At 63.3% G+C, this 20,188-nt stretch carries 21 protein-coding genes; 11 read left to right on the forward strand and 10 right to left on the reverse strand.

Annotation, left to right across the window (positions count from 1 at the left end; translation table 11 throughout):
- Positions 1 to 12: 12 nt before the first annotated feature.
- Genes rlmH through PC358_RS18495 form a run of 4 tightly spaced genes read right to left on the reverse strand, consistent with a single transcriptional unit; the run spans position 13 to position 2,887 of the window.
- Complete coding sequence (gene rlmH / locus PC358_RS18480; RefSeq protein ID WP_023382530.1) at positions 13 to 480, reverse strand: 23S rRNA (pseudouridine(1915)-N(3))-methyltransferase RlmH; 468 nt, start codon at positions 478 to 480, stop codon at positions 13 to 15.
- Positions 481 to 489: 9 nt separating this feature from the next.
- A complete protein-coding gene (gene rsfS / locus PC358_RS18485; protein WP_033701722.1) occupies positions 490 to 912 on the reverse strand; it encodes a ribosome silencing factor in 423 nt (140 codons plus the stop codon).
- A 42-nt stretch (positions 913 to 954) separates the two neighbouring features.
- Positions 955 to 1,614 carry a nicotinate-nucleotide adenylyltransferase gene (nadD, locus tag PC358_RS18490; protein ID WP_033701723.1) on the reverse strand — a complete coding sequence of 220 codons (660 nt, stop codon included), beginning with the start codon at positions 1,612 to 1,614 and terminating at the stop codon, positions 955 to 957.
- 1 nt (position 1,615) lies between these two features.
- Complete coding sequence (locus PC358_RS18495; protein WP_033701724.1) at positions 1,616 to 2,887, reverse strand: glutamate-5-semialdehyde dehydrogenase; 1,272 nt, start codon at positions 2,885 to 2,887, stop codon at positions 1,616 to 1,618.
- Between the two features lie 260 nt (positions 2,888 to 3,147).
- Between PC358_RS18495 and PC358_RS18500 the strand changes: the two genes are divergently transcribed.
- On the forward strand, positions 3,148 to 3,816 hold the full coding sequence (locus PC358_RS18500) for a DNA-3-methyladenine glycosylase (RefSeq protein ID WP_033701725.1): 669 nt from the start codon (positions 3,148 to 3,150) through the stop codon (positions 3,814 to 3,816).
- A 3-nt stretch (positions 3,817 to 3,819) separates the two neighbouring features.
- Positions 3,820 to 5,136, forward strand: coding sequence for a bifunctional DedA family/phosphatase PAP2 family protein (locus tag PC358_RS18505; protein WP_033701726.1), 1,317 nt, complete (start codon positions 3,820 to 3,822; stop codon positions 5,134 to 5,136).
- 21 nt (positions 5,137 to 5,157) lie between these two features.
- Here the strand turns inward: PC358_RS18505 and PC358_RS18510 are convergent, their stop codons facing one another.
- The 3 genes from PC358_RS18510 to PC358_RS18520 are packed head-to-tail and all read right to left on the reverse strand — an operon-like array spanning position 5,158 to position 6,833.
- Positions 5,158 to 5,748, reverse strand: a complete 591-nt coding sequence (locus PC358_RS18510; protein WP_033701727.1) for an LON peptidase substrate-binding domain-containing protein — start codon at positions 5,746 to 5,748, stop codon at positions 5,158 to 5,160.
- Between the two features lie 9 nt (positions 5,749 to 5,757).
- Positions 5,758 to 6,474 (reverse strand): LrgB family protein, encoded by a 717-nt coding sequence (locus PC358_RS18515; RefSeq protein ID WP_033701728.1) that lies wholly within the window; start codon positions 6,472 to 6,474, stop codon positions 5,758 to 5,760.
- On the reverse strand, positions 6,471 to 6,833 hold the full coding sequence (locus PC358_RS18520; RefSeq protein WP_033701729.1) for a CidA/LrgA family protein: 363 nt from the start codon (positions 6,831 to 6,833) through the stop codon (positions 6,471 to 6,473). Before PC358_RS18520 ends, PC358_RS18515 begins: the two co-directional genes overlap by 4 nt.
- Before the next feature lie 143 nt (positions 6,834 to 6,976).
- Here PC358_RS18520 and PC358_RS18525 point away from each other — a divergent pair, with 143 nt between their 5' ends.
- The 9 genes from PC358_RS18525 to PC358_RS18565 all read left to right on the forward strand — a co-directional run bounded on the left by PC358_RS18525 (position 6,977) and on the right by PC358_RS18565 (position 18,088).
- Positions 6,977 to 7,432, forward strand: a complete 456-nt coding sequence (locus PC358_RS18525) for a MaoC family dehydratase (protein WP_033701730.1) — start codon at positions 6,977 to 6,979, stop codon at positions 7,430 to 7,432.
- A gap of 198 nt (positions 7,433 to 7,630) precedes the next feature.
- Positions 7,631 to 8,509, forward strand: coding sequence for a 50S ribosomal protein L11 methyltransferase (gene prmA, locus PC358_RS18530; protein ID WP_033701732.1), 879 nt, complete (start codon positions 7,631 to 7,633; stop codon positions 8,507 to 8,509).
- A 40-nt stretch (positions 8,510 to 8,549) separates the two neighbouring features.
- The gene (locus PC358_RS18535; protein WP_033701733.1) at positions 8,550 to 9,905 is read left to right on the forward strand and encodes a DUF3426 domain-containing protein; all 1,356 of its coding nucleotides are present in this window, start codon (positions 8,550 to 8,552) and stop codon (positions 9,903 to 9,905) included.
- 213 nt (positions 9,906 to 10,118) lie between these two features.
- Positions 10,119 to 11,132, forward strand: a complete 1,014-nt coding sequence (gene dusB, locus PC358_RS18540) for a tRNA dihydrouridine synthase DusB (protein ID WP_033701734.1) — start codon at positions 10,119 to 10,121, stop codon at positions 11,130 to 11,132.
- Positions 11,129 to 11,449: a DNA-binding transcriptional regulator Fis gene (fis, locus tag PC358_RS18545; RefSeq protein WP_012274390.1), complete on the forward strand. Its 321-nt coding sequence runs from the start codon at positions 11,129 to 11,131 to the stop codon at positions 11,447 to 11,449. Before dusB ends, fis begins: the two co-directional genes overlap by 4 nt.
- 79 nt (positions 11,450 to 11,528) lie before the next feature.
- Entirely contained in the window at positions 11,529 to 13,136 is a 1,608-nt protein-coding gene (gene purH, locus PC358_RS18550) for a bifunctional phosphoribosylaminoimidazolecarboxamide formyltransferase/IMP cyclohydrolase (protein ID WP_033701735.1), read from the forward strand.
- Between the two features lie 99 nt (positions 13,137 to 13,235).
- A complete protein-coding gene (gene purD / locus PC358_RS18555) occupies positions 13,236 to 14,531 on the forward strand; it encodes a phosphoribosylamine--glycine ligase (RefSeq protein ID WP_033701736.1) in 1,296 nt (431 codons plus the stop codon).
- Between the two features lie 135 nt (positions 14,532 to 14,666).
- Positions 14,667 to 17,438, forward strand: coding sequence for a hybrid sensor histidine kinase/response regulator (locus tag PC358_RS18560; protein WP_033701737.1), 2,772 nt, complete (start codon positions 14,667 to 14,669; stop codon positions 17,436 to 17,438).
- Positions 17,439 to 17,491: 53 nt separating this feature from the next.
- Positions 17,492 to 18,088, forward strand: a complete 597-nt coding sequence (locus tag PC358_RS18565; RefSeq protein WP_033701739.1) for a MarC family protein — start codon at positions 17,492 to 17,494, stop codon at positions 18,086 to 18,088.
- Here the strand turns inward: PC358_RS18565 and PC358_RS18570 are convergent.
- The 3 genes from PC358_RS18570 to PC358_RS18580 all read right to left on the reverse strand — a co-directional run bounded on the left by PC358_RS18570 (position 18,085) and on the right by PC358_RS18580 (position 20,128).
- A complete protein-coding gene (locus PC358_RS18570) occupies positions 18,085 to 18,708 on the reverse strand; it encodes a hypothetical protein (protein ID WP_033701741.1) in 624 nt (207 codons plus the stop codon). The genes PC358_RS18565 and PC358_RS18570 overlap by 4 nt on opposite strands.
- Complete coding sequence (locus PC358_RS18575) at positions 18,695 to 19,375, reverse strand: hypothetical protein (protein WP_033701742.1); 681 nt, start codon at positions 19,373 to 19,375, stop codon at positions 18,695 to 18,697. Before PC358_RS18575 ends, PC358_RS18570 begins: the two co-directional genes overlap by 14 nt.
- A 63-nt stretch (positions 19,376 to 19,438) precedes the next feature.
- On the reverse strand, positions 19,439 to 20,128 hold the full coding sequence (locus tag PC358_RS18580) for a hypothetical protein (RefSeq protein WP_033701743.1): 690 nt from the start codon (positions 20,126 to 20,128) through the stop codon (positions 19,439 to 19,441).
- Between the last annotated feature and the right edge of the window lie 60 nt (positions 20,129 to 20,188).

Raw genomic sequence — 20,188 nt, forward strand, 5'->3', positions numbered from 1 at the left:
CTGCTTACAGGCTCATTTGTGGTAAGGATGCCCGGACAACACGGTCCAGGCGCGGTAGATCTGCTCGCCGATGAGTATCCTTACCAACGGGTGCGGCAACGTCAGCGGCGACAGCGACCAGCGTTGCTCGGCGCGCGCGCAGACCTCAGGCGCCAGCCCTTCCGGGCCGCCAACCATCAAATTCACCGTGCGCGCATCCAGGCGCCAGCGGTCCAGCTCGGTCGCCAGTTGCTCGGTGCTCCAGGGCTTGCCATGGACCTCGAGGGTAACGATGCGTTCCCCAGGCTGCACCTTGCTCAGCATGGCCTCGCCCTCCTGACGGATCAGGCGAGCGACGTCGGCATTCTTGCCACGGGTATTCAGCGGGATTTCCACCAGCTCGAGCGACAGCTCCGGGGGCAGGCGCTTGGCATATTCATGCCAACCGTCCTCGACCCACTTGGGCATGCGCGAGCCGACCGCGATCAGGCGCAGACGCACGACGCTTCCTTATTCCCGGTCTTTGATCTTGTCATCGAAGTAGGCGCTGACGTTTTCCGGGCTGTGATGCTTGGCATCAACAGCACGGCTCTGCTCGGCACCGGCCCACAAACGCTCCAGGTCGTAGAACTGACGGGCAGCGGCGGTCATCATGTGCACGATGACGTCATTCAGGTCCAGCAGCACCCAGTCGCTGTCGCCCTTGCCTTCTTCGCCCAGCGGCTGCGCGCCTTGTTTCTTGACCGCTTCACGGACCTTTTCCAGCATCGCGTTGATCTGGCGGTTGGAGGTACCGGTGGCAATGATCATGTAGTCGGTCAGGCTGTGCTTTTCGCGCACGTCGATGACCTGGATGTCCTGGGCCTTGACGTCTTCCAGCGCGCTAATGGTCAGTTTGACCAGATCTTCGCCGTGAATTTTCTGCTTGTTCATATAAAACTCGTTCAACTTGTTGGATGAGGTGCCGGAGCACCGTCAGTTAGGCACACGATACAGTTCGTGCGCCTCGATGTAGGCCAGTACGGCGTCCGGCACCAGGAACCTCACCGACTTGCCGCTGGCCAGCAGCTGTCGGATCTGTGTAGCCGACACCGCAAGCGGGGTCTGCCAGACGAACGAAATATTTCCCGCCGGGCCGGACATGGCGGTGGGATCGCTCTCGGAGCGCGCAGCCAGCAGGTTGCGCAGCTCGTCAGGGGGTTCTACGTCGGCATCCGGGCGTTGCAGCACCAGGATGTGACAGTGTTGCAGCAGTTCTTCCCAGCGGTGCCAGCCTGGCAAACCACAAAAGGCATCCCAGCCCAGCACCAGGAACAACTGGTCGTGCGTGCCCAGCTCGGCGCGGATCGACTCCAGTGTGTCGATGGTGTACGACGGCTTGTCGCGCGCGAGCTCGCGGGCGTCGACACTCAGGCGCTCGACACCCTGCACGGCACTTTGCACCATCGCCAGGCGATCCTGCGCGGCCACTTGCGGCGTGTCGCGGTGCGGCGGCCGGGCGTTGGGCAGCAGGCGCAACTCGTCCAACGCCATGAGCTCGGCCACTTCCAGCGCGCTGCGCAAGTGGCCGATGTGCACGGGGTCGAAGGTGCCGCCTAGAATGCCGATGCGCCGGACTGCCTGGGCCTTGCTCAACTCAGCAGGACTCCTGGCCGCGCAGCTGGCCGTCGCCGATCACCACGTACTTCTCGCAGGTCAGCCCTTCCAGGCCGACCGGGCCGCGGGCATGCAGCTTGTCGGTGGAAATACCGATCTCCGCACCCAGGCCGTACTCGAAACCGTCGGCAAAGCAGGTCGGGGTATTGAGCATCACCGACGCCGAGTCGACCTCGGCCATGAACTGGCGGGCCTGGCCCTGGTGCTCGGTGATGATCGAATCGGTGTGGTGCGAGCCATAGTGGTTGATGTGCTCGATGGCCTGGTCCAGGTCATCGACCACACGAATCGACAGGATCGCATCCAGGTACTCGGTGTGCCAGTCGTCTTCGCTGGCCGGCTTGGCGTCGATGAACGCACGCGTGCGCTCGCAGCCACGCAGTTCGACGCCTTTTTCCTGGAAACGGCGGGCCATTTCCGGCAGGAACCGTTCGGCTACGCGCTGGTCGACCAGCAGGGTTTCCATGGCGCCACAGATGCCGTAGCGGTAGGTCTTGGCGTTGAAGGCGACGCGCCAGGCCTTGTCCAGGTCGGCGTGCTCGCTGACGTAGACATGGCAGATGCCGTCCAGGTGCTTGATCACCGGCACCCGCGCATCGCGGCTGATACGCTCGATCAGGCCACGGCCGCCGCGCGGCACGATGACATCAACGAACTCGGGCATGCTGATCAGCGCGCCCACGGCTTCGCGGTCGGTGGTCTCGACCACCTGCACCACTGCCGCCGGCAGGCCGGCCTCGGCCAGGCCGCGCTGGATGCAGGTGGCGATGGCACGGTTGGAGTGGATCGCTTCGGAGCCGCCACGCAGGATGGTCGCGTTGCCGGATTTAAGGCACAGGCTGGCAGCGTCGATGGTCACGTTCGGGCGTGATTCGTAGATGATCCCGATCACCCCCAGCGGAGCGCGCATCTTGCCGACCTGAATACCCGATGGGCGGTAGCTCATATCGCGGATGGCACCGACCGGGTCCGGCAGGCTGGCCACCTGGCGCAGGCCGGTGATCATGCCGTCGATACGCGCCGGGGTCAGCGCCAGGCGGTCGAGCAGCGCTGGCTCCAGGCCATTGCCGCGGCCGGCGGCCAGGTCCAGCTCGTTGGCGGCGGTCAGCTCGGCGCGTGCGGCGTCCAAAGCGTCGGCGGCCGCTTGCAAGGCGCGGTTCTTCTGCGCGGTGCTGGCACGGCCGATCACCCGGGAAGCCTGGCGAGCAGCGCGACCCAAACGGGTCATGTAGTCAAGAACGGACTCAGTCATGGGTTCGGTGTCTTGGCGAAGGGGAAATCGGCTGATTATAACTGGCGCGCAGGTGTACGCCCAGCGGCGGCTGGCGGATGGTAGAAAATGGCTGTTCACGACTTGGTATTTTCGGTGCCTGCGAGGTCGAGCGCCGCCCCTCCCAAGGCAAACATCACCCTGGCGAAACATATCGATACCAATGAATCAGGGCACTGGTTCAGCCTCGATTAAGCCATTCATTGCTATTATCCCCGCCTTTCCACCGACGAACTGCCAGCATGCCAGCCCTGCCCGACAGCTTTTTCGACCGTGACGCCCAAATTCTGGCCAAGGCCCTGCTGGGCAAGGTCATCCGCCATCGCCAAGGCGACCTGTGGCTGGCGGCACGCATCATCGAGACCGAGGCGTACTACCTTACCGACAAAGGCAGCCATGCTTCGCTCGGCTACACCGAAAAACGCAAGGCGCTGTTCCTCGACGGCGGGCACATCTATATGTACTACGCCCGCGGTGGCGACTCACTGAACTTCAGCGCCCAAGGCCCGGGCAACGCCGTGCTGATCAAATCCGCCTACCCTTGGCAGGATGCGACCTCAGGCCCCAACAGCCTGGCGCAGATGCAGTTGAACAACCCCGATGCCGGCGGCAACCTGCGCCCGGCCGAGCGCCTTTGCGCCGGCCAGACCCTGCTGTGCCGCGCACTGGGCTTGAAAGTGCCGCACTGGGACGCCCAACGGTTCGACCCCGAGCGGTTCTACGTCGACGATTGCGGCATCGCCGTACCGCGAGTGATCCAGGCCGCCCGCCTGGGCATCCCAGACGGGCGCGACGAACACCTGCCGTACCGCTTCGTCGACGCCGAATACGCCCGCGTCTGTACGCGGAACCCGTTGCGTCGTGGCCAAGTCGAAGGCCAAGACTTCTTCATACTCGAACAAGGAAGCTGACACATGGGCCAATGGCTCGACAGCCTGACCGGCTGGCTAAGCGCCAACCCACAGTGGCTTGGCCTGGCGATTTTCCTGGTGGCCTGCATTGAATGCCTGGCCATTGCCGGCATCATCGTGCCTGGCACGGTGCTGCTGTTCGCGGTCGCCGTGCTGGCCGGCAGCGGTACCTTCAGCCTGGGCGAAACCCTGCTGCTGGGTTTTCTCGGCGGTTTGCTGGGCGATGCGCTGTCATACACCGTGGGCAAGTATTTCCATCAGAACATCCGGCGTCTGCCGCTGCTGCGCCATCACCCGGAATGGATCGGCAGCGCCGAGGCCTACTTCCAGCGCTACGGCATCGCCAGCCTGCTGGTGGGGCGCTTCATCGGGCCGCTGCGGCCCATGCTGCCGATGGTCGCCGGCATGTTCGACATGCCGCTGCCGCGCTTCATCGCCGTCAGCCTGGTGGCCGGCGCCGGTTGGTCGGTCGCCTACCTGCTGCCAGGCTGGGCCACCGGCGCGGCCATGCGTCTACCGCTACCGGAAGGCTTCTGGCTGGATGCCGGCATCATCGCCGGCACCCTGGCAGTCATCATCGGCCTCAGCCTGACCACCAGCATTCGTGACCAGCGCCATGGAACACGACTGATCGCCGGCATGAGCTTCGCAGCCCTGACCGGGGTATTCCTCGGCTGGCCGTACCTGCACGAATTCGACCAGGGCGTGATGACACTGGTGCAGGAGCACCGCAGCCAGGCCGTCGACGGCGTTGTGGTGCTGGTGACCCGACTAGGCGATTTTCGCACCCAGTTCTTTCTCGGCGGGCTGCTGACCGGCCTGCTGCTGCTCGCCCGGCAATGGCGCCACGCCCTGTTTGCCGGCGGCGCCTTGATGGGGACGGCGCTAGCCAACGGCACGCTGAAATGGCTGTTCGCCCGCGCGCGCCCCGAGGTGCTGACCGACCCGCTGACGAGCTACAGCATGCCCAGCGGCCACAGCTCGGCGTCGTTCGCGTTCTTTCTGGTGATGGCGGTGCTCGCCGGGCGCGGCCAACCGCCGCGGATGCGCCTGACCTGGGTGATGCTGGGGTGCATCCCCGCCCTGGCGATTGCCTTGTCGCGGGTATACCTGGGGGCGCACTGGCCGACCGACATTCTGGCCGGCGCCCTGCTGGCGTGCTGCGTCTGTGCGTTGAGCCTGACCTTGTCGCAGTACCGCCAACCGCTTACCGCACTGCCGCTGCGGGTGTGGTGGCTGGTGCTGCCGGCGTGCATTGCGTTGCTGGCGTTCTTTGCCATGCATGCATTGCCGCAGGCGCTGCTGCGCTATCAGTACTGAGGCCGACTAAACACCGCAGCATCAGGCAAACAACTCGCCCTGGATGCGCTCCAGCAGCCGCTGGATCTCTTCCAGGCGCAACTGCGGCGAATCGATCGCCAGCAGATCGAGCTTGTCCTCTTCCATGAACGGCAGCAGGTACGCCAACTGATTGGCCAACGCCTGCCGCCCGTCCACCGGTCGCGGCATGTCCAGCGCCTCGACCATCGGGTGTTCGCCCAAGGCAACCAGCAACGCCAGCAGGTCTTCGTCCGGCTCGCCCACCGGGCTGTCCGCCAACTCCGGCAGCCATTGCACCTGGCCCACCAGCAACTGGTCCTTCTGCACCTCGGTCTGCTCCAGGCTGAAACGCCGCACCCCTTCGACGCGGATCCCCAGCAGGCCGTTATCCTGCTGCACGAAGTCGCGGATCATCGCTTCGCAGCCGATCGAAGCCACCACCGGCGGCGCCTTGCCGACCTGCTCGCCTTCAAGGATGCACACCACACCAAAGCCCGCCCCCTGCTTCATGCAGCGGCTGATCATGTCCAGGTAACGCGCCTCGAAAATCTGCAAATCGAGAAAACAGCCGGGAAACAGCACGGTATTGAGGGGAAACAGCGGTAGCGTCATCACAACTCCTCAAGCCACCAGGCTGACCGCCAGCGGCAGGAACACCGCCGTGGCCACCCCCATCAGGCTCATCGCCAGCGCGGCAAAAGCGCCGCATTCGTCACTTTCCTGCAAGGCTACCGAAGTGCCCACCGCGTGCGCGGTAACGCCCAGCGACATGCCACGCGCTTCGGGGCTGTGCACACCCAGCCGGGTCAGCAGCGCTGGGCCGAAGATTGCGCCAATCACACCGGTGATCAACACGAACACCGCAGCCAGTGCGGCCACGCCGCCGATCTGCTCAGCCACCAGCATGGCGATCGGCGAAGTCACCGATTTTGGCGCCATGGTCATCAGGATCATGTGCTCGGCACCGAACCACCAGCCCAGCAGCAGGCAGCAGACGGTGGCGAACAGGCCCCCGACTACCAGCGTAGTAAATGTCGGCCAGAACAGTTGGCGGATCCGCCGCAGGTTGAGATAGAGCGGCACAGCCAGAGCCACGGTGGCAGGCCCCAGTAGCGTGTTCATGATCTCGGTGCTTTTGCGGTACTCGCTGTAGTCGATGCCACACACGAGCAGCACCCCGATCACCAGCAGCATCGAAACCAGCACCGGCTGCAGGAAGATCCAGCGGGTCTTCTCGTACGCCGCGAGCACCACCTGGTAAGCCCCGAGGGTAATGCCGATACCAAACAAGGGGTGGTGGATGACTGCGTCGAGCGCGCCTTGCCAGTCGAACATCATGGCTGCTCCTCGCGCTTGCCCTGGCGATGGATGAGCTTTTGCATGAGCACGCCGACGAATACCAAGGTCAGCAGGCACGAAATGAACAACGCACCGGCAATCGCCCAAAAGTCGGCAGCAATATCCTTGGCATACACCATCACCCCCACCGCCGGAGGCACCAGCAACAGAGGCAGGTAACGCAGCAGGCTGCCGGCAGCCTCGTTGAGCGGCTTGCCCACCTCACCCCGGGCCATCAGAAAGGCCAGCAGCAACAGCAAGCCGATGATCGGCCCTGGTAAAAACGGCACAAACAGGTGATTGATCGCCGTACCCAGCAGCTGGAACAACACCAGCCAGGTCAAACCACGCAACAGCATAAGCATCTCCCTCGGGCATGGCGGCCATTATAAGCACGCCGCAGCTATAAGCCGATATTCGCCGAAAAACGCATAACTTGACTGAAACGGTTCGCCGTGCTGATCTTGCACTTTCGTACCAAATAACAACCTGGAGAGTCGCGATGCCTTATGTACCGGTTACAGAGCTTTCGCAGTACGTTGGCAAGGAACTCGGACGTTCCGAATGGCTGACGATCGACCAGCAGCGCATCAACCTGTTTGCCGAGGCCACAGGCGATTTCCAGTTCATTCATGTCGACCCGGAAAAGGCGGCGAAAACACCCTTTGGCGGCACCATTGCCCATGGTTTTCTGACGTTGTCGCTGATCCCGACATTGATGGAGGACATCCTGGTCCTGCCGCAAGGGCTGAAGATGGTGGTGAACTATGGGTTGGACAGCGTACGGTTCATCCAGCCGGTCAAGGTCAACAGCAAGGTGCGGCTGAAGGTGGACCTGGCTGAAGTGGTGGAGAAGAAGCCGGGGCAATGGTTGCTCAAGGCGATTGCAACGTTGGAAATCGAGAATGAAGACAAGCCTGCCTATATAGCTGAGTCGCTTTCGCTCTGTTTCGTCTAGGCACCACGATAACTGTGGGGGCAACTGTCTTGTGCTTGCTCTGCCATCGCCGGGGCCGCTCTGCGGCCCTTTCGCGACACAAGGCCGCTCCTACAGGGTCCGCGCCTGGTCTTCTCTACAAACCCTGCGCACTCGCGTAAACTGCCAGCCTTCGCGCAGCCTCGGGCTGCCCCTGTCGATTTACCAAAGGTGCCCGCCATGCCCTGGCTGCAAGTACGCCTGGCCATCAGCCCGGAACAAGCCGAAACCTACGAAGACGCGCTGCTTGAAGTCGGCGCCGTCTCAGTCACGTTCGTGGACGCAGAAGACCAACCGATCTTCGAACCCGACCTCAACACCACGCCCCTGTGGTCGCACACCCATTTGCTGGCCCTGTTCGAGGCCGATGCCGAACCCGAGCAGGTGTTCGCCCACGTCCGCCTGCTGACCGGCGCCGAGCTGCCCGAGCACCAGGCCGAAGTGATCGAAGACCAGGACTGGGAGCGCAGCTGGATGGACAACTTCCAGCCGATGCGCTTCGGCCGCCGCTTGTGGATCGTGCCAAGCTGGCACGAAGCCCCGGAGAAGGACGCAGTCAACCTGCTGCTCGACCCGGGCCTGGCGTTTGGCACCGGCACGCACCCGACCACCGCCCTGTGCCTGGAATGGCTCGACGGCCAGCAACTCGAAGGCACCCACGTGCTGGACTTCGGCTGCGGGTCGGGGATTCTGGCCATCGCGGCGCTGCTGCTGGGCGCCCGCGAAGCGGTCGGCACCGACATCGACGTGCAGGCGCTGGAAGCCTCGCGCGACAACGCCGGGCGCAACGGCATCGCTGACGCACAGTTCCCCCTGTACCTGCCCGAGCACATGCCGGCCATGCAAGCCGACGTACTGGTCGCCAACATCCTGGCCGGCCCGCTGGTCTCGCTGGCGCCACAGTTGTCTGGCCTGGTTCGCCCTGGCGGCCTGCTGGCACTGTCGGGCATCCTTGCCGAACAAGGCGAGGAAGTGGCCGCTGCCTACGCCGCCGACTTCGAGCTGGACCCGATCGCCGTACGCGATGGTTGGGTGCGCATCAGTGGTCGCCGCCGTTAAGCGGGCCTAGAATAACCTTTGTACAACCCCGGATCGCCGCATGACCGACAGTTTCGTCACCCAGTGCCCGCATTGCCAGACCAGCTTTCGCGTCACCCATCACCAGTTGAGTGTGGCGCGCGGGGTGGTGCGTTGCGGCCATTGCCTGCAGGTGTTCAACGCCGCAAAGCAACTGCTGGAGCAGAACCGTACCGATGCCGCCAGCACCCCCGTGGTGCCGCCAGCACCGGCCGCGCCTGCCGAACCGGTTGCCGCGCCTGCGGTTACGCCCGATCCGCCCATCAGCGAGCGCCCAGCGGCCATCGAGGAAGACTGGGCGCTCACCGCCCAGGCCCTGGATGAACTGGACCTGGACCAGGAGCTTGCCCGCCTTGAACGTCGCGGCGACCCTGCCGCCGCTCGCCCGGTCAAGCCGGACAACGGCTTGCAGGCCCGCCGTGACGAGCATCAGCCAGACGCGCATGCCGACACCCTGTTCGGCAACGCCACCGACGACCGCTTCGAGCAGCAGCAGGCGCCCGCGCCTGCACCGGTGCTGCTGGAACAGGAACCTCTGGACCTGGAGCCGGCCCCGGGCGATCGCACCGAGCCGACCCTGGGCGGCCATCTGGACCTGGACATCGACGATGAGCCGCCTGTACGCCGGGACATCGAGGCCGACGAGCACCATGCGTTCGTCAGCGAGCACTTCGCCGCCAGCGATGATGCCGCCCCGGAAAAGGACCTGAGCGCCCGCGACGACGACGAACTGGACCTGCACCTGTCGGCCCATCACGACGACCCTGACGCGCCGCTGCCCGGCGAACGCCTGGAGCCAGGCCTGTCCAGCAGACCCGAGCGTGCACCGCGCAAGGAGCCGCTGGTCGACGTGGTCGACGACCCGCTGCAACTGGGCTGGGAAAAACCCCAGCCGAACTGGGGCAAGCGCCTGCTGTGGGGCTGCCTGACGCTGCTGGCCGCCGGCCTGCTGGCGTTCCAGTACGTCTGGTTCCACTTCGACGAAATGGCCCGCCAAGACCAGTACCGGCCGATCTTCCAGCAGTTGTGCCCGGTATTGGGCTGCAAGGTGCCGACCCGCGTCGACATCGCCCGCATCAAGAGCAGCAACCTGGTGGTGCGCAGCCATCCGGACTTCAAGGGTGCGCTGATCGTCGATGCGATCATCTACAACCGCGCGCCCTTCGCCCAGCCGTTCCCGCTGCTGGAGCTGCGCTTCGCCGACCTCAATGGCCAATTGATCGCCAGCCGGCGCTTCAAACCGAGCGAGTACCTCTCCGGCGAACTGGCCGGGCGTGGCGAAATGCCCAGCCAGACCCCGATCCACATCGCCCTGGACATCCTCGACCCGGGCCCCAAGGCCGTGAACTACAGCCTCAGCTTCCGCTCGCCGGAATAAGCGACAAGCGGCTAGCCGCAAGCTACAAGACAAGAGGCCCAGACCGCGCCCGCTTTTGTCTTGCCGCTTGCGGCTTGCGGCTTGAAGCTCAAAGTCATAAGCCGACAACTGTTCAGATTTTATCCAAATCCATCTTTATCCGGTCACCGAGAGCGGGTATCATGCCCACCCTTTTTCGAACTCCAAGATTCGGCCCCACAACAGGGATCACCTATGTCGGCGGTACGCATCGGCCCATACACACTGCGCAACAACCTGATCCTCGCCCCCATGGCCGGGGTCACGGACCAGCCTTTCCGAACACTTTGCAAGCGCCTTGGCGCAGGCATGGTGGTATCGGAGATGGTGTCCAGCGACATGAACCTGTGGAACAGCCGCAAGTCGAGCCTGCGCCGCATCCACGAAGGTGATCCCGAGCCACGCTCGGTACAGATCGCCGGTGGTGACGCACAGATGATGGCGGCGGCGGCAAAGGCCAACGTACAAGCGGGTGCCCAGATCATCGATATCAACATGGGCTGCCCGGCAAAAAAAGTCTGCAACAAAGCTGCAGGCTCTGCTTTATTGAGAGATGAAGCCTTGGTCAGCGAGATTCTCCACGCCGTGGTAGGCGCCGTGGACGTCCCGGTGACGCTGAAGATCCGCACTGGCTGGGATCGGGCGAACAAGAACGGCCTGAATGTGGCGAAGATCGCCGAGCAGGCCGGTATCCAGGCGCTGGCGGTGCATGGCCGCACACGCGCCGACCTGTACACAGGCGAAGCAGAATACGACACCATCGCTGCCATCAAGCAGGCGGTGTCTATCCCGGTATTTGCCAACGGCGATATCACTTCGCCAGAAAAGGCCCGGGCGGTACTGGACGCCACTGGCGTCGATGGCCTGTTGATCGGCCGCGCCGCCCAGGGGCGGCCATGGATCTTTCGCGAGATCGAGCATTACCTGCGTACTGGCGAACACTTGCCAGCCCCGCAGCTGGACGAAGTGGAACGCATCCTGCTGGAGCACCTGGCCGCGCTGCATGCCTTCTATGGCGATGTGATGGGCGTACGTATTGCCCGCAAGCACGTTGGCTGGTACCTGGCGACACGACCCGGCGGCAAGGAGTTTCGCTCCCGGTTCAATGCTTTGGAAGACACACAAGCGCAGTGCGCCAACGTTCGCGCGTTTTTCAGTGAACGTCGACAGAGCCTTGAGACAGAGGACGGACAAGGGGTGGCCGCATGACGATGATGACCGAGACATTTGTGAGTGGAACAACGCCCGTGAGCGACAACGCCAACCTGAAACAGCACCTCAACACGCCGAGCGAAGAGGGCCAGACCCTTCGCGACAGCGTCGAGAAGGCGCTGCACAACTACTTCGCCCACCTGGAAGGCGCGACCGTCACGGACGTGTACAACCTGGTGCTCTCCGAAGTCGAGGCGCCCCTGCTTGAAAGCGTGATGAACTACGTGAAGGGCAACCAGACCAAGGCCAGCGAGATGCTCGGGCTCAACCGAGGCACCCTGCGCAAGAAGCTCAAGCAGTACGACTTGTTGTAAGCCAGAATCCCAATCAGAAAAGGCGGCTCCTGCAAAGGGACGCCTTTTTTGCTGACTCCACCGCGTTATGGAATCCGAAATGACCGACCAGACTACCCGCCTGCCGATCCGCCGCGCCCTGATCAGCGTCTCCGACAAGACCGGTATCCTCGAATTCGCCCGTGAGCTGCAGCAGCTCGGTGTCGAGATCCTGTCCACCGGCGGCACCTACAAGCTGCTCAAGGATAACGGCGTGAACGCGGTGGAAGTGGCCGACTACACCGGCTTCGCCGAAATGATGGATGGCCGGGTCAAGACCCTGCACCCGAAAATCCACGGCGGCATTCTGGGCCGTCGCGGCGTCGACGACGCCATCATGAACGAGCACGGCATCAAGCCGATCGACCTGGTCGCCGTCAACCTGTACCCCTTCGAAGCGACCATCTCCAAGCCAGGCTGCGACCTGCCGACCGCCATCGAGAACATCGACATCGGTGGCCCGACCATGGTCCGCTCGGCCGCCAAGAACCACAAGGATGTCGCCATCGTGGTCAACGCCAGCGACTACGCCAGCGTCCTCGACGGCCTGAAAGCCGGTGGCCTGACCTACGCCCAGCGCTTCGACCTGATGCTCAAGGCCTTCGAGCACACTGCTGCCTACGACGGCATGATCGCCAACTACATGGGCACCATCGACCAGGCCAAAGAAACCCTGTCGACGTCCGACCGCAGCGAATTCCCGCGCACCTTCAACAGCCAGTTCGTCAAGGCCCAGGAAATGCGCTACGGCGAGAACCCGCACCAGAGCGCGGCGTTCTATGTCGAAGCGCGCAAGGGTGAGGCGAGCATCTCCTCCGCCATCCAGCTGCAAGGCAAAGAGCTGTCGTTCAACAACGTGGCCGACACCGACGCCGCACTGGAGTGCGTGAAGAGCTTCGTCAAGCCGGCCTGCGTCATCGTCAAGCACGCCAACCCGTGCGGCGTGGCCGTGGTACCGGAAGAAGAAGGCGGCATCCGCAAGGCCTATGACCTGGCCTACGCCACCGACACCGAGTCGGCGTTTGGCGGCATCATCGCCTTCAACCGCGAGCTGGACGGCGAAACCGCCAAGGCCATTGTCGAGCGCCAGTTCGTCGAAGTGATCATCGCCCCGAAAATTTCCCAGGCCGCCCGCGACGTGGTGGCTGCCAAGCAGAACGTGCGCCTGCTGGAGTGCGGCGAGTGGCCTGCCGAGCGTGCTGCCGGCTGGGACTTCAAGCGGGTCAACGGTGGTTTGCTGGTACAGAGCCGCGATATCGGCATGATCACCGCCGATGACCTGAAGATCGTCACCAAACGCGCACCGACCGAGCAAGAAGTCCATGACTTGGTGTTCGCCTGGAAAGTGGCCAAGTTCGTCAAGTCCAACGCCATCGTCTACGCCAAGCAGCGCCAGACCATCGGCGTCGGCGCCGGCCAGATGAGCCGCGTCAACTCCGCCCGCATTGCTGCAATCAAGGCCGAGCATGCTGGCCTGCAGGTACAAGGCGCGGTCATGGCATCGGATGCGTTCTTCCCGTTCCGTGACGGCATCGACAATGCAGCAAAAGTGGGTATCAGCGCCGTGATCCAGCCGGGTGGCTCGATGCGCGATGCCGAGGTGATTGCTGCCGCTGATGAAGCCGGTATCGCCATGGTCTTCACCGGTATGCGCCACTTCCGCCACTGATTTACGGCAATCGGCCGCACTGAAGCAGGCATCTGCTTCATTGCGACCTCGTACAGCGTGAGGCTTTGCCTTACGCCCGAAAGAATTCGAGGTTTTGACATGAAAGTTTTGATCATCGGCAGCGGCGGCCGTGAGCACGCCCTGGCCTGGAAAGTTGCCCAGGACCCACGCGTCGAGAAAGTCTTCGTTGCCCCAGGCAACGCTGGCACCGCCATTGAAGCCAAGTGCGAGAACGTTGCCATCGACGTGTGCGCCCTGGAGCAACTGGCCGACTTCGCCGAGAAGAACGTCGACCTGACCATCGTCGGCCCGGAAGCGCCACTGGTCATCGGTGTGGTCGACCTGTTCCGCAGCCGTGGCCTGGACTGCTTCGGCCCCACCAAGGGCGCGGCCCAGCTGGAAGGCTCCAAGGCCTTCACCAAGGATTTCCTGGCGCGTCACAAGATCCCGACCGCCGACTACCAGAACTTCACCGAAATCGAGCCAGCCCTGGCCTACCTGCAGGAAAAGGGTGCGCCGATCGTGATCAAGGCCGACGGCCTGGCTGCGGGCAAAGGCGTGATCGTCGCCATGACCCTGCAGGAAGCCGAAGACGCCGTGCGTGACATGCTGGCTGGCAACGCCTTTGGCGACGCTGGCTCGCGTGTGGTGATCGAAGAGTTCCTGGACGGCGAGGAAGCCAGCTTCATCGTCATGGTCGACGGCCACAACGTGCTGCCAATGGCCACCAGCCAGGACCACAAGCGCGTCGGCGACGCCGACACCGGCCCGAACACCGGCGGCATGGGCGCTTACTCCCCTGCCCCGGTCGTCACCGCCGACGTGCACCAGCGCGTGATGGACCAGGTCATCTGGCCGACCGTGCGCGGTATGGCCGAGGAAGGCAACGTCTACACCGGCTTCCTCTACGCGGGCCTGATGATCGACAAAGCGGGCAACCCCAAGGTCATCGAGTTCAACTGCCGCTTCGGCGACCCGGAAACCCAGCCCGTCATGCTGCGCCTGGAATCGAGCCTGGTGCTGCTGATCGAGGCCGCTTTCGCCAAGGCCCTGGACAAGGTCGAAGCGCAGTGGAACCCACGGCCGAGCCTGGGCGTAGTACTGGCCGCCGGCGGCTACCCGGGCGACTACGCCAAGGGTGACGCAATCAGCGGCCTGGACGCGGCTGCCAAGCTCGAAGGCAAGGTGTTCCACGCTGGCACCACCCTCAAAGATGGCCAGGTGGTGACCGCCGGCGGCCGTGTGCTCTGCGCGACCGCCCTGGGCGAGACCGTCGAAGCCGCTCAGCAGCAGGCCTACCGCCTGGCAGAGCAGGTCAAATGGGACGGCAGCTTCTACCGCACCGACATCGGCTACCGGGCCATCGCCCGCGAGCGCGGTGAACACCAGCAGTAACCTTTACCGAAGCGCCGTGACGCCTTGCGCCCACGGCCTTCGGCTCGTCGACAGGGCCCTGTGTGGGCCTTGCCTTCGACTTGGCGCGCCGCGCATAGTTAGTATCCGGCACATCGGCTAAGAAGGGATTTCGTAGTGCGTCGGCTTCGGATTGCCACAGCTCTGATCGTCAGCTTGCTGACCTTGCTCTGCCTGCTCCCGGCTTCGGCCGAAGAAGGCGGAGGCTGGTCTGTGCTGCTCGACGAACAGGCCAACCTGCAATTGAGCGACGTGCGCTCCGACCGCTACCGCAACCAGTTCAGCCCCCTGCTGCTCGCTGACCTGGACGCTGCCCCCGCAGAACAAGCCCTGTGGCTGCACTATCGCCTGGAACCCGGCGATCAGGAGCAACTGCTGCGGGTCTTCGCGCCAGACCTGTCTGGCCTGGACCTCTACGCCCTCGAGGGCGACAAATTACTCCGTCAGCTGCACCACGGGCGCCAGGCCGGCAATGCCAGCCCGACCCTGCGCGGCAGCGACCATGTACTGCCCCTGCCCAACAGCAAGCAGCCGCTGGACATCTACCTGCGCCTGGTCTCAGAGCATCAACTGCGCCCGGCGATCAGCCTGGAGCCCGCCGCCGTGGCTGCCTCGGACCAAAGCCGGCCACTGCTGTTCGGCATGCTCTTTGGCGGCCTGGTGATGCTGATCCTGCACAACCTGATCCGCTTCCTCTATAGCCGCTCCAGCACTACCCTGATTCTGGCCCTGTACCACGGGCTGATGTTGCTCAGCGGGTTGATCCTGCTCAATCTTAGCGGCCCCTGGTGGCATGTGTGGCACAGTGCGCAAACGCCCGCTGCCTATCTCACCCTGGTGCTCGCGGGCTTGGCCGGGCTGTATTTCACCCTGCATTTCTTCTCGCCGTGCAATTCGCCGCGGCTGAACCGCCTGCTGCAAGGCGAGATGCTGGTGGCAGCAGTCAGCGGCCTGGTGCTGCTGTTCGTCGACACCTTGCCGCTCAACCTGATGACCTATGCGCTGCTGGCCCTGGGCAGTGTCAGCATGCTGCTGGTCAGCACCTTCCACTGGTACAAGGGCTATGCGCCAGCCCGTCTGTTCAGCCTCGCCATGGTGGTCTATAACCTTGGCGGGCTGGTACTGCTGCCGGCGCTGCTGGGCCTGACCCGCACCTCCACGCCCTGGCTGCTGTGCGTGCTCATGGGCCTGACCGTCATCAGCGGCCTGCTGCTGAACCTGGCGGTCAGCGAACGCCTGCGACGCATGAGCGAAGAGCGCTTCAGCGCCAGCCGTGCACTGGCCGCCAGCGATGCCGAGATCAACGCCAAGGCCGAGTTCCTGGCCAAGATCAGCCACGAAATCCGTACGCCCATGAACGGCGTGCTGGGCATGACCGAGCTGCTGCTCGGCACGCCGTTGTCGGTCAAGCAGCGCGACTATGTGCAAACCATCCATAGTGCCGGCAACGAGTTGCTGACGCTGATCAACGAGATTCTCGACATCTCCAAGCTGGAGTCACGGCAGATCGAGCTGGACGATGTGCAGTTCGACCTCAACGCCCTGATCGAGGACTGCCTGAACATCTTCCGGGCCAAGGCCGAGCAGCAGAACATCGAGCTGATCAGCTTTACCCAGCCGCAAGTGCCACGGGTGATCAGTGGCGACCCGACACGCCTGCGCCAGGCGCTGTCGAGCCTGCTGGAAAATGCTCTTAAAAACACCGACCAGGGCGAGATCCTGCTGGTGGTGGCGCTCGACCAGCGCGGCGCGACCCCGCGTTTGCGCATTGCCGTGCAGGACAGCGGCGAACCGTTGCCCGCCGCCGAGCGCGAAGCGCTGCTGCAAGCCGAGCTGCACAGCCACCACTTCCTCTCCAGCAACAAGCTGGGCGGCCACCTCGGGCTGGTCATCGCCAAGCAGTTGATCGGCCTGATGCAGGGCGAATTCGGCATCAAGAGCAGCAGCGGCATGGGCAACACTCTGTGGCTGACCCTGCCGCTGGACCCTTCGCGCCTTGAACAGCCACCCGCCGACCTCGACGGCCCGCTGCGCGACGCTCGGGTACTGGTGGTGGACGACAACGACACCTGCCGCAAGGTGCTGGTACAGCAGTGCAGCGCCTGGGGCATGAATGTCAGCGCGGTGCCGTCAGGCAAGGAGGCGCTGGCGTTGCTGCGCACCAAGGCCCACTTGCGTGATTACTTCGATGCCGTGCTGCTGGACCAGAACATGCCCGGCATGACCGGTATGCAACTGGCGGCCAAGATCAAGGAAGACCCCAGCCTCAACCACGACATCCTGGTGGTGATGCTCACCGGCATCAGCAATGCGCCGAGCAAGGTCATCGCGCGCAATGCCGGGGTCAAGCGGATTCTCGCCAAACCGGTGGCGGGCTATACACTCAAGACCACGCTGGCTGAAGAGCTGGCCCAACGCGGCCGTGAGCAAGCGGTGCCCGCCAGCCTGCCCGGTACCCCGCAAGCACTGGACCTGCCCAGCGACTTCCGCGTGCTGGTCGCCGAGGACAACAGTATTTCCACCAAGGTCATCCGTGGCATGCTCGGCAAGCTCAACCTTGAGCCGGACACGGCCTGCAACGGTGAAGAGGCGTTGCAAGCGATGAAAGCGCAACGCTATGACCTGGTGCTGATGGACTGCGAGATGCCTGTGCTGGACGGTTTCTCGGCGACCCAGCAACTGCGCGCGTGGGAAGCCGCACAGCAGCGCCAGCGCACGCCGGTGGTGGCGCTGACTGCGCATATCCTTGCCGAGCACAAGGAGCGCGCCAAGCTGGCGGGCATGGATGGGCACATGGCCAAGCCGGTGGAGCTGTCGCAGTTGCGCGAGCTGATCCAGTATTGGGCGAATCACCGGGAAGCCAAGACGGACCCTGCGCCTATCCCGTAACCCATGCCGATGAAGTGCCAACAGGCCTGCACCGCAGCCGAGGATCAACGCCCATGCTCCATGAGTTGTTCAGCGTCTACCTGAAGATGCTCGTGCTCTACAGCCCGTTCTTCGTGCTGTCCTGCTTCATCAGCCTGACCCGCGGCCACTCCAGCAAGGAACGCAAGCAACTGGCCTGGAAGGTGGCCTTCGCCGCACTGGTCGCCAGCATACTGCTGTACCTGTTCGGGCGGGCGATCTTCGGTATTTTCGGCATCACCGCCGACGCCTTCCGCATCGGTGCCGGCAGTGTGCTGTTCATCTCTGCACTGGGCATGGCCCAGGGCAAACCCGCCGTGCAAGCCGACAACGTGCAGCAGGATGTGACCATCGTGCCGCTGACCATCCCGCTGACCGTCGGCCCCGGCACCATCGGTGCGCTGCTGGTGATGGGCGTGGGCCAGCCGCACTGGGACGACAAGCTGCTGGCCATCGTCAGTATCGCGCTGGCCAGCTTTACCGTGGGCCTGGTGCTGTACCTGTCGCACGGCATCGAGCGGCTGCTCGGCGACCAGGGCCTGCAGATCGTCAGCCGCCTGATGGGGCTGTTCGTCTGTGCCCTGGCGGCGCAGATCATCTTTACCGGGATCAAGGGTTACCTGGTGCTCTAGACCTCCATTTCATGGATTTCCTTCAGCGCGATGCTCACCAACGCACGCTCAACCGCACTGCGGCGTTCCTGGTCGAACAGACGTGTATTGAACCGCACCAGCTCTGCGTTCACGTGCATGTCGCGGCGCTCATGAAACACAAATCCTGCCGTGAACGCTGCGGTTTTGCCGGCCTCGTGATACACCACGATGTCCACGTAGCTACCACTCACCGGCGCGCAGGACAGAAGCTGAAACTGCGCCCTAGCCATACTGCGCGCTTCAAAATGCAGCAACGGCTTGCTGTTCTTCTTCAGTGCCTCAAGCGCCAGTGCCATATGGCTGGAATGCCGAACCCCGGCGATGGCGTCGATCTTGCTCAGCGCCTGATCAACGATTTTCGGCCGCTCAGGGTCCGGCCAATGCACTTCTTCAGCCGACTTCGCGTCCCACCCCAGGTACATCAACTTCTTGCGGTAATACTGATACTGTTCCTGGGTAGTCTCTTTGGCCATATCCTGCAACGTCACAGTCTCAGCCCACAGTGTGGCGAGCTTGACGGCCTTGCGCTGTCCTAAGCTGATACCGGGGATGAAAGAGACCAGGCTGGCACCGACCACTGCGGCTTCATAGGTTTGCATGGCTGCCCTCCGGGTTCAGCACGCCCAAGTTCCTGATTCGTTCTGCGTACTGCTTGCGCTCAAGCAGCGCGTGCAGGCTTTCACGGTCAACTTCGGTCAGTTGCTCGCCCAAGGTTGCGAGGGTAGTGCGCAGATCGACCTTATCGGTGGGTGACGACGCCAGTACCGCGCCAGGGAGGATCTGGGTGGCAGGCGTGGCAGTGGTCAAGGCCAACCCACACAGATCCAGGGAAGGGCCTGGCAGCATCACCCCCAGCTCGTAGACCACATGGGTTGCCTGACCGTGCTCGTCCAGGGTGAAAGGCCGCAGGTACTGCTGCACCTCATTCTGAGACAGCCTGGCGATGGCTGCCTGCAAATAGGGCGAGAGCCCCGGATGACGGGCCTGCAATTCATCGGTAAGACGCTGAGTCAGCGGGACGCTGCCCTGCAAGGGCTGATAATCACTGCGACTGCCTGGGATGACCCACCCACGCGCTTCCAACGCTTCACGGTAACCGCTGTACCAGCGTGCATAATCGGCAAAGCGTGAGCCATTCAGTTTGTCCGAACGCAACTGTGCAAACAGCAACGAGTCCAGTGCATATTGCCGAGACGGCAATGCCACTTCTGCGACCAACAAAGCCGTGCCGCCAACGAGCCATAAGGAATAGGCATCCTTACTCATCGCAATACCTCGATGTTCAATCACATGAGAAGAAAAACGGGGCCTGAAAGCCCCGCTCCGCTGTCAGATTTCAAATTCGCTGACAGCCTTGACCGCCTTGTCGATCAGCTTCTGCTCGGTCGTTGCCCGCACCTCGTCGGTGTAGACCACATAGTTGAGACTGAGCACAACCGAACCGCAATAGCGCTCCTTGCTCGAACTCTTCCATTCGAACACGGTGGTATTCAGGTCGTTTTCACTCGGCGAGGCACTGAAGGCATTCACCAGCATGAACAGTTCGCCTTCAGGCGTTTCGATGCAGGCCGCCAGCCCCGTGGTCGAGACAGGGTGGCCTTTGAGGTTTTGCTTGTAGATCTGCTGGGCTTCCTCGATGTTGCCCAGTGCCGAAAGGGCCTTGCCCGCCAGCTTGGCCATGGCCGCGCCCATGGGGCCGCCGAGCAAGGCCTGGCCTGCGGTGCTGGCGACTTTGAAAGCAATCGGCCCCAACGTCAGCGATCGGCTTTGGTCATAGTCGCGCTCGTAGGAGCGTTTACCCACCGCCCAACCCAAGGTGTGCATCACCTGCACGAACTTGTTGAACCAGGCTTCGGATTCGCCATCGCGATCATGCAGCTTGGACGCTACACGAGAGGCAAACTGGAACGTTGTCTTGGCATCGCGCCGGCTTTGCACCGACATGCCTGCGCTGAGCGCGAGCAGCGATTGCTCGACAACGGCGATGCTATCGCCATTGATAGTGTTTTCATCGGTCATTTGCAGGGTCCTTGAAGGCCCCGACGGGTATCGTCGAGGGGCCTTCACCCTATGCTGCAA

Origin of the sequence: Pseudomonas capeferrum (assembly GCF_000731675.1) — a bacterium.
Classification (GTDB): Bacteria; Pseudomonadota; Gammaproteobacteria; order Pseudomonadales; family Pseudomonadaceae; genus Aquipseudomonas; species Aquipseudomonas capeferrum.

Excerpts from the sequence above, each read along its gene's own strand:
- rsfS (WP_033701722.1), bottom strand. The coding sequence starts at position 912 with ATGAACAAGCAGAAAATTCACGGCGAAGATCTGGTCAAACTGACCATT.
- PC358_RS18495 (WP_033701724.1), bottom strand. The coding sequence starts at position 2,887 with ATGACTGAGTCCGTTCTTGACTACATGACCCGTTTGGGTCGCGCTGCT.
- PC358_RS18500 (WP_033701725.1), top strand. The coding sequence starts at position 3,148 with ATGCCAGCCCTGCCCGACAGCTTTTTCGACCGTGACGCCCAAATTCTG.
- PC358_RS18505 (WP_033701726.1), top strand. The coding sequence starts at position 3,820 with ATGGGCCAATGGCTCGACAGCCTGACCGGCTGGCTAAGCGCCAACCCA.
- PC358_RS18510 (WP_033701727.1), bottom strand. The coding sequence starts at position 5,748 with ATGACGCTACCGCTGTTTCCCCTCAATACCGTGCTGTTTCCCGGCTGT.
- PC358_RS18515 (WP_033701728.1), bottom strand. The coding sequence starts at position 6,474 with ATGATGTTCGACTGGCAAGGCGCGCTCGACGCAGTCATCCACCACCCC.
- PC358_RS18520 (WP_033701729.1), bottom strand. The coding sequence starts at position 6,833 with ATGCTGTTGCGTGGTTTGACCTGGCTGGTGTTGTTCCAGCTGCTGGGT.
- PC358_RS18525 (WP_033701730.1), top strand. The coding sequence starts at position 6,977 with ATGCCTTATGTACCGGTTACAGAGCTTTCGCAGTACGTTGGCAAGGAA.
- prmA (WP_033701732.1), top strand. The coding sequence starts at position 7,631 with ATGCCCTGGCTGCAAGTACGCCTGGCCATCAGCCCGGAACAAGCCGAA.
- PC358_RS18535 (WP_033701733.1), top strand. The coding sequence starts at position 8,550 with ATGACCGACAGTTTCGTCACCCAGTGCCCGCATTGCCAGACCAGCTTT.
- dusB (WP_033701734.1), top strand. The coding sequence starts at position 10,119 with ATGTCGGCGGTACGCATCGGCCCATACACACTGCGCAACAACCTGATC.
- fis (WP_012274390.1), top strand. The coding sequence starts at position 11,129 with ATGACGATGATGACCGAGACATTTGTGAGTGGAACAACGCCCGTGAGC.
- purH (WP_033701735.1), top strand. The coding sequence starts at position 11,529 with ATGACCGACCAGACTACCCGCCTGCCGATCCGCCGCGCCCTGATCAGC.
- purD (WP_033701736.1), top strand. The coding sequence starts at position 13,236 with ATGAAAGTTTTGATCATCGGCAGCGGCGGCCGTGAGCACGCCCTGGCC.
- PC358_RS18565 (WP_033701739.1), top strand. The coding sequence starts at position 17,492 with ATGCTCCATGAGTTGTTCAGCGTCTACCTGAAGATGCTCGTGCTCTAC.
- PC358_RS18570 (WP_033701741.1), bottom strand. The coding sequence starts at position 18,708 with ATGCAAACCTATGAAGCCGCAGTGGTCGGTGCCAGCCTGGTCTCTTTC.
- PC358_RS18575 (WP_033701742.1), bottom strand. The coding sequence starts at position 19,375 with ATGAGTAAGGATGCCTATTCCTTATGGCTCGTTGGCGGCACGGCTTTG.
- PC358_RS18580 (WP_033701743.1), bottom strand. The coding sequence starts at position 20,128 with ATGACCGATGAAAACACTATCAATGGCGATAGCATCGCCGTTGTCGAG.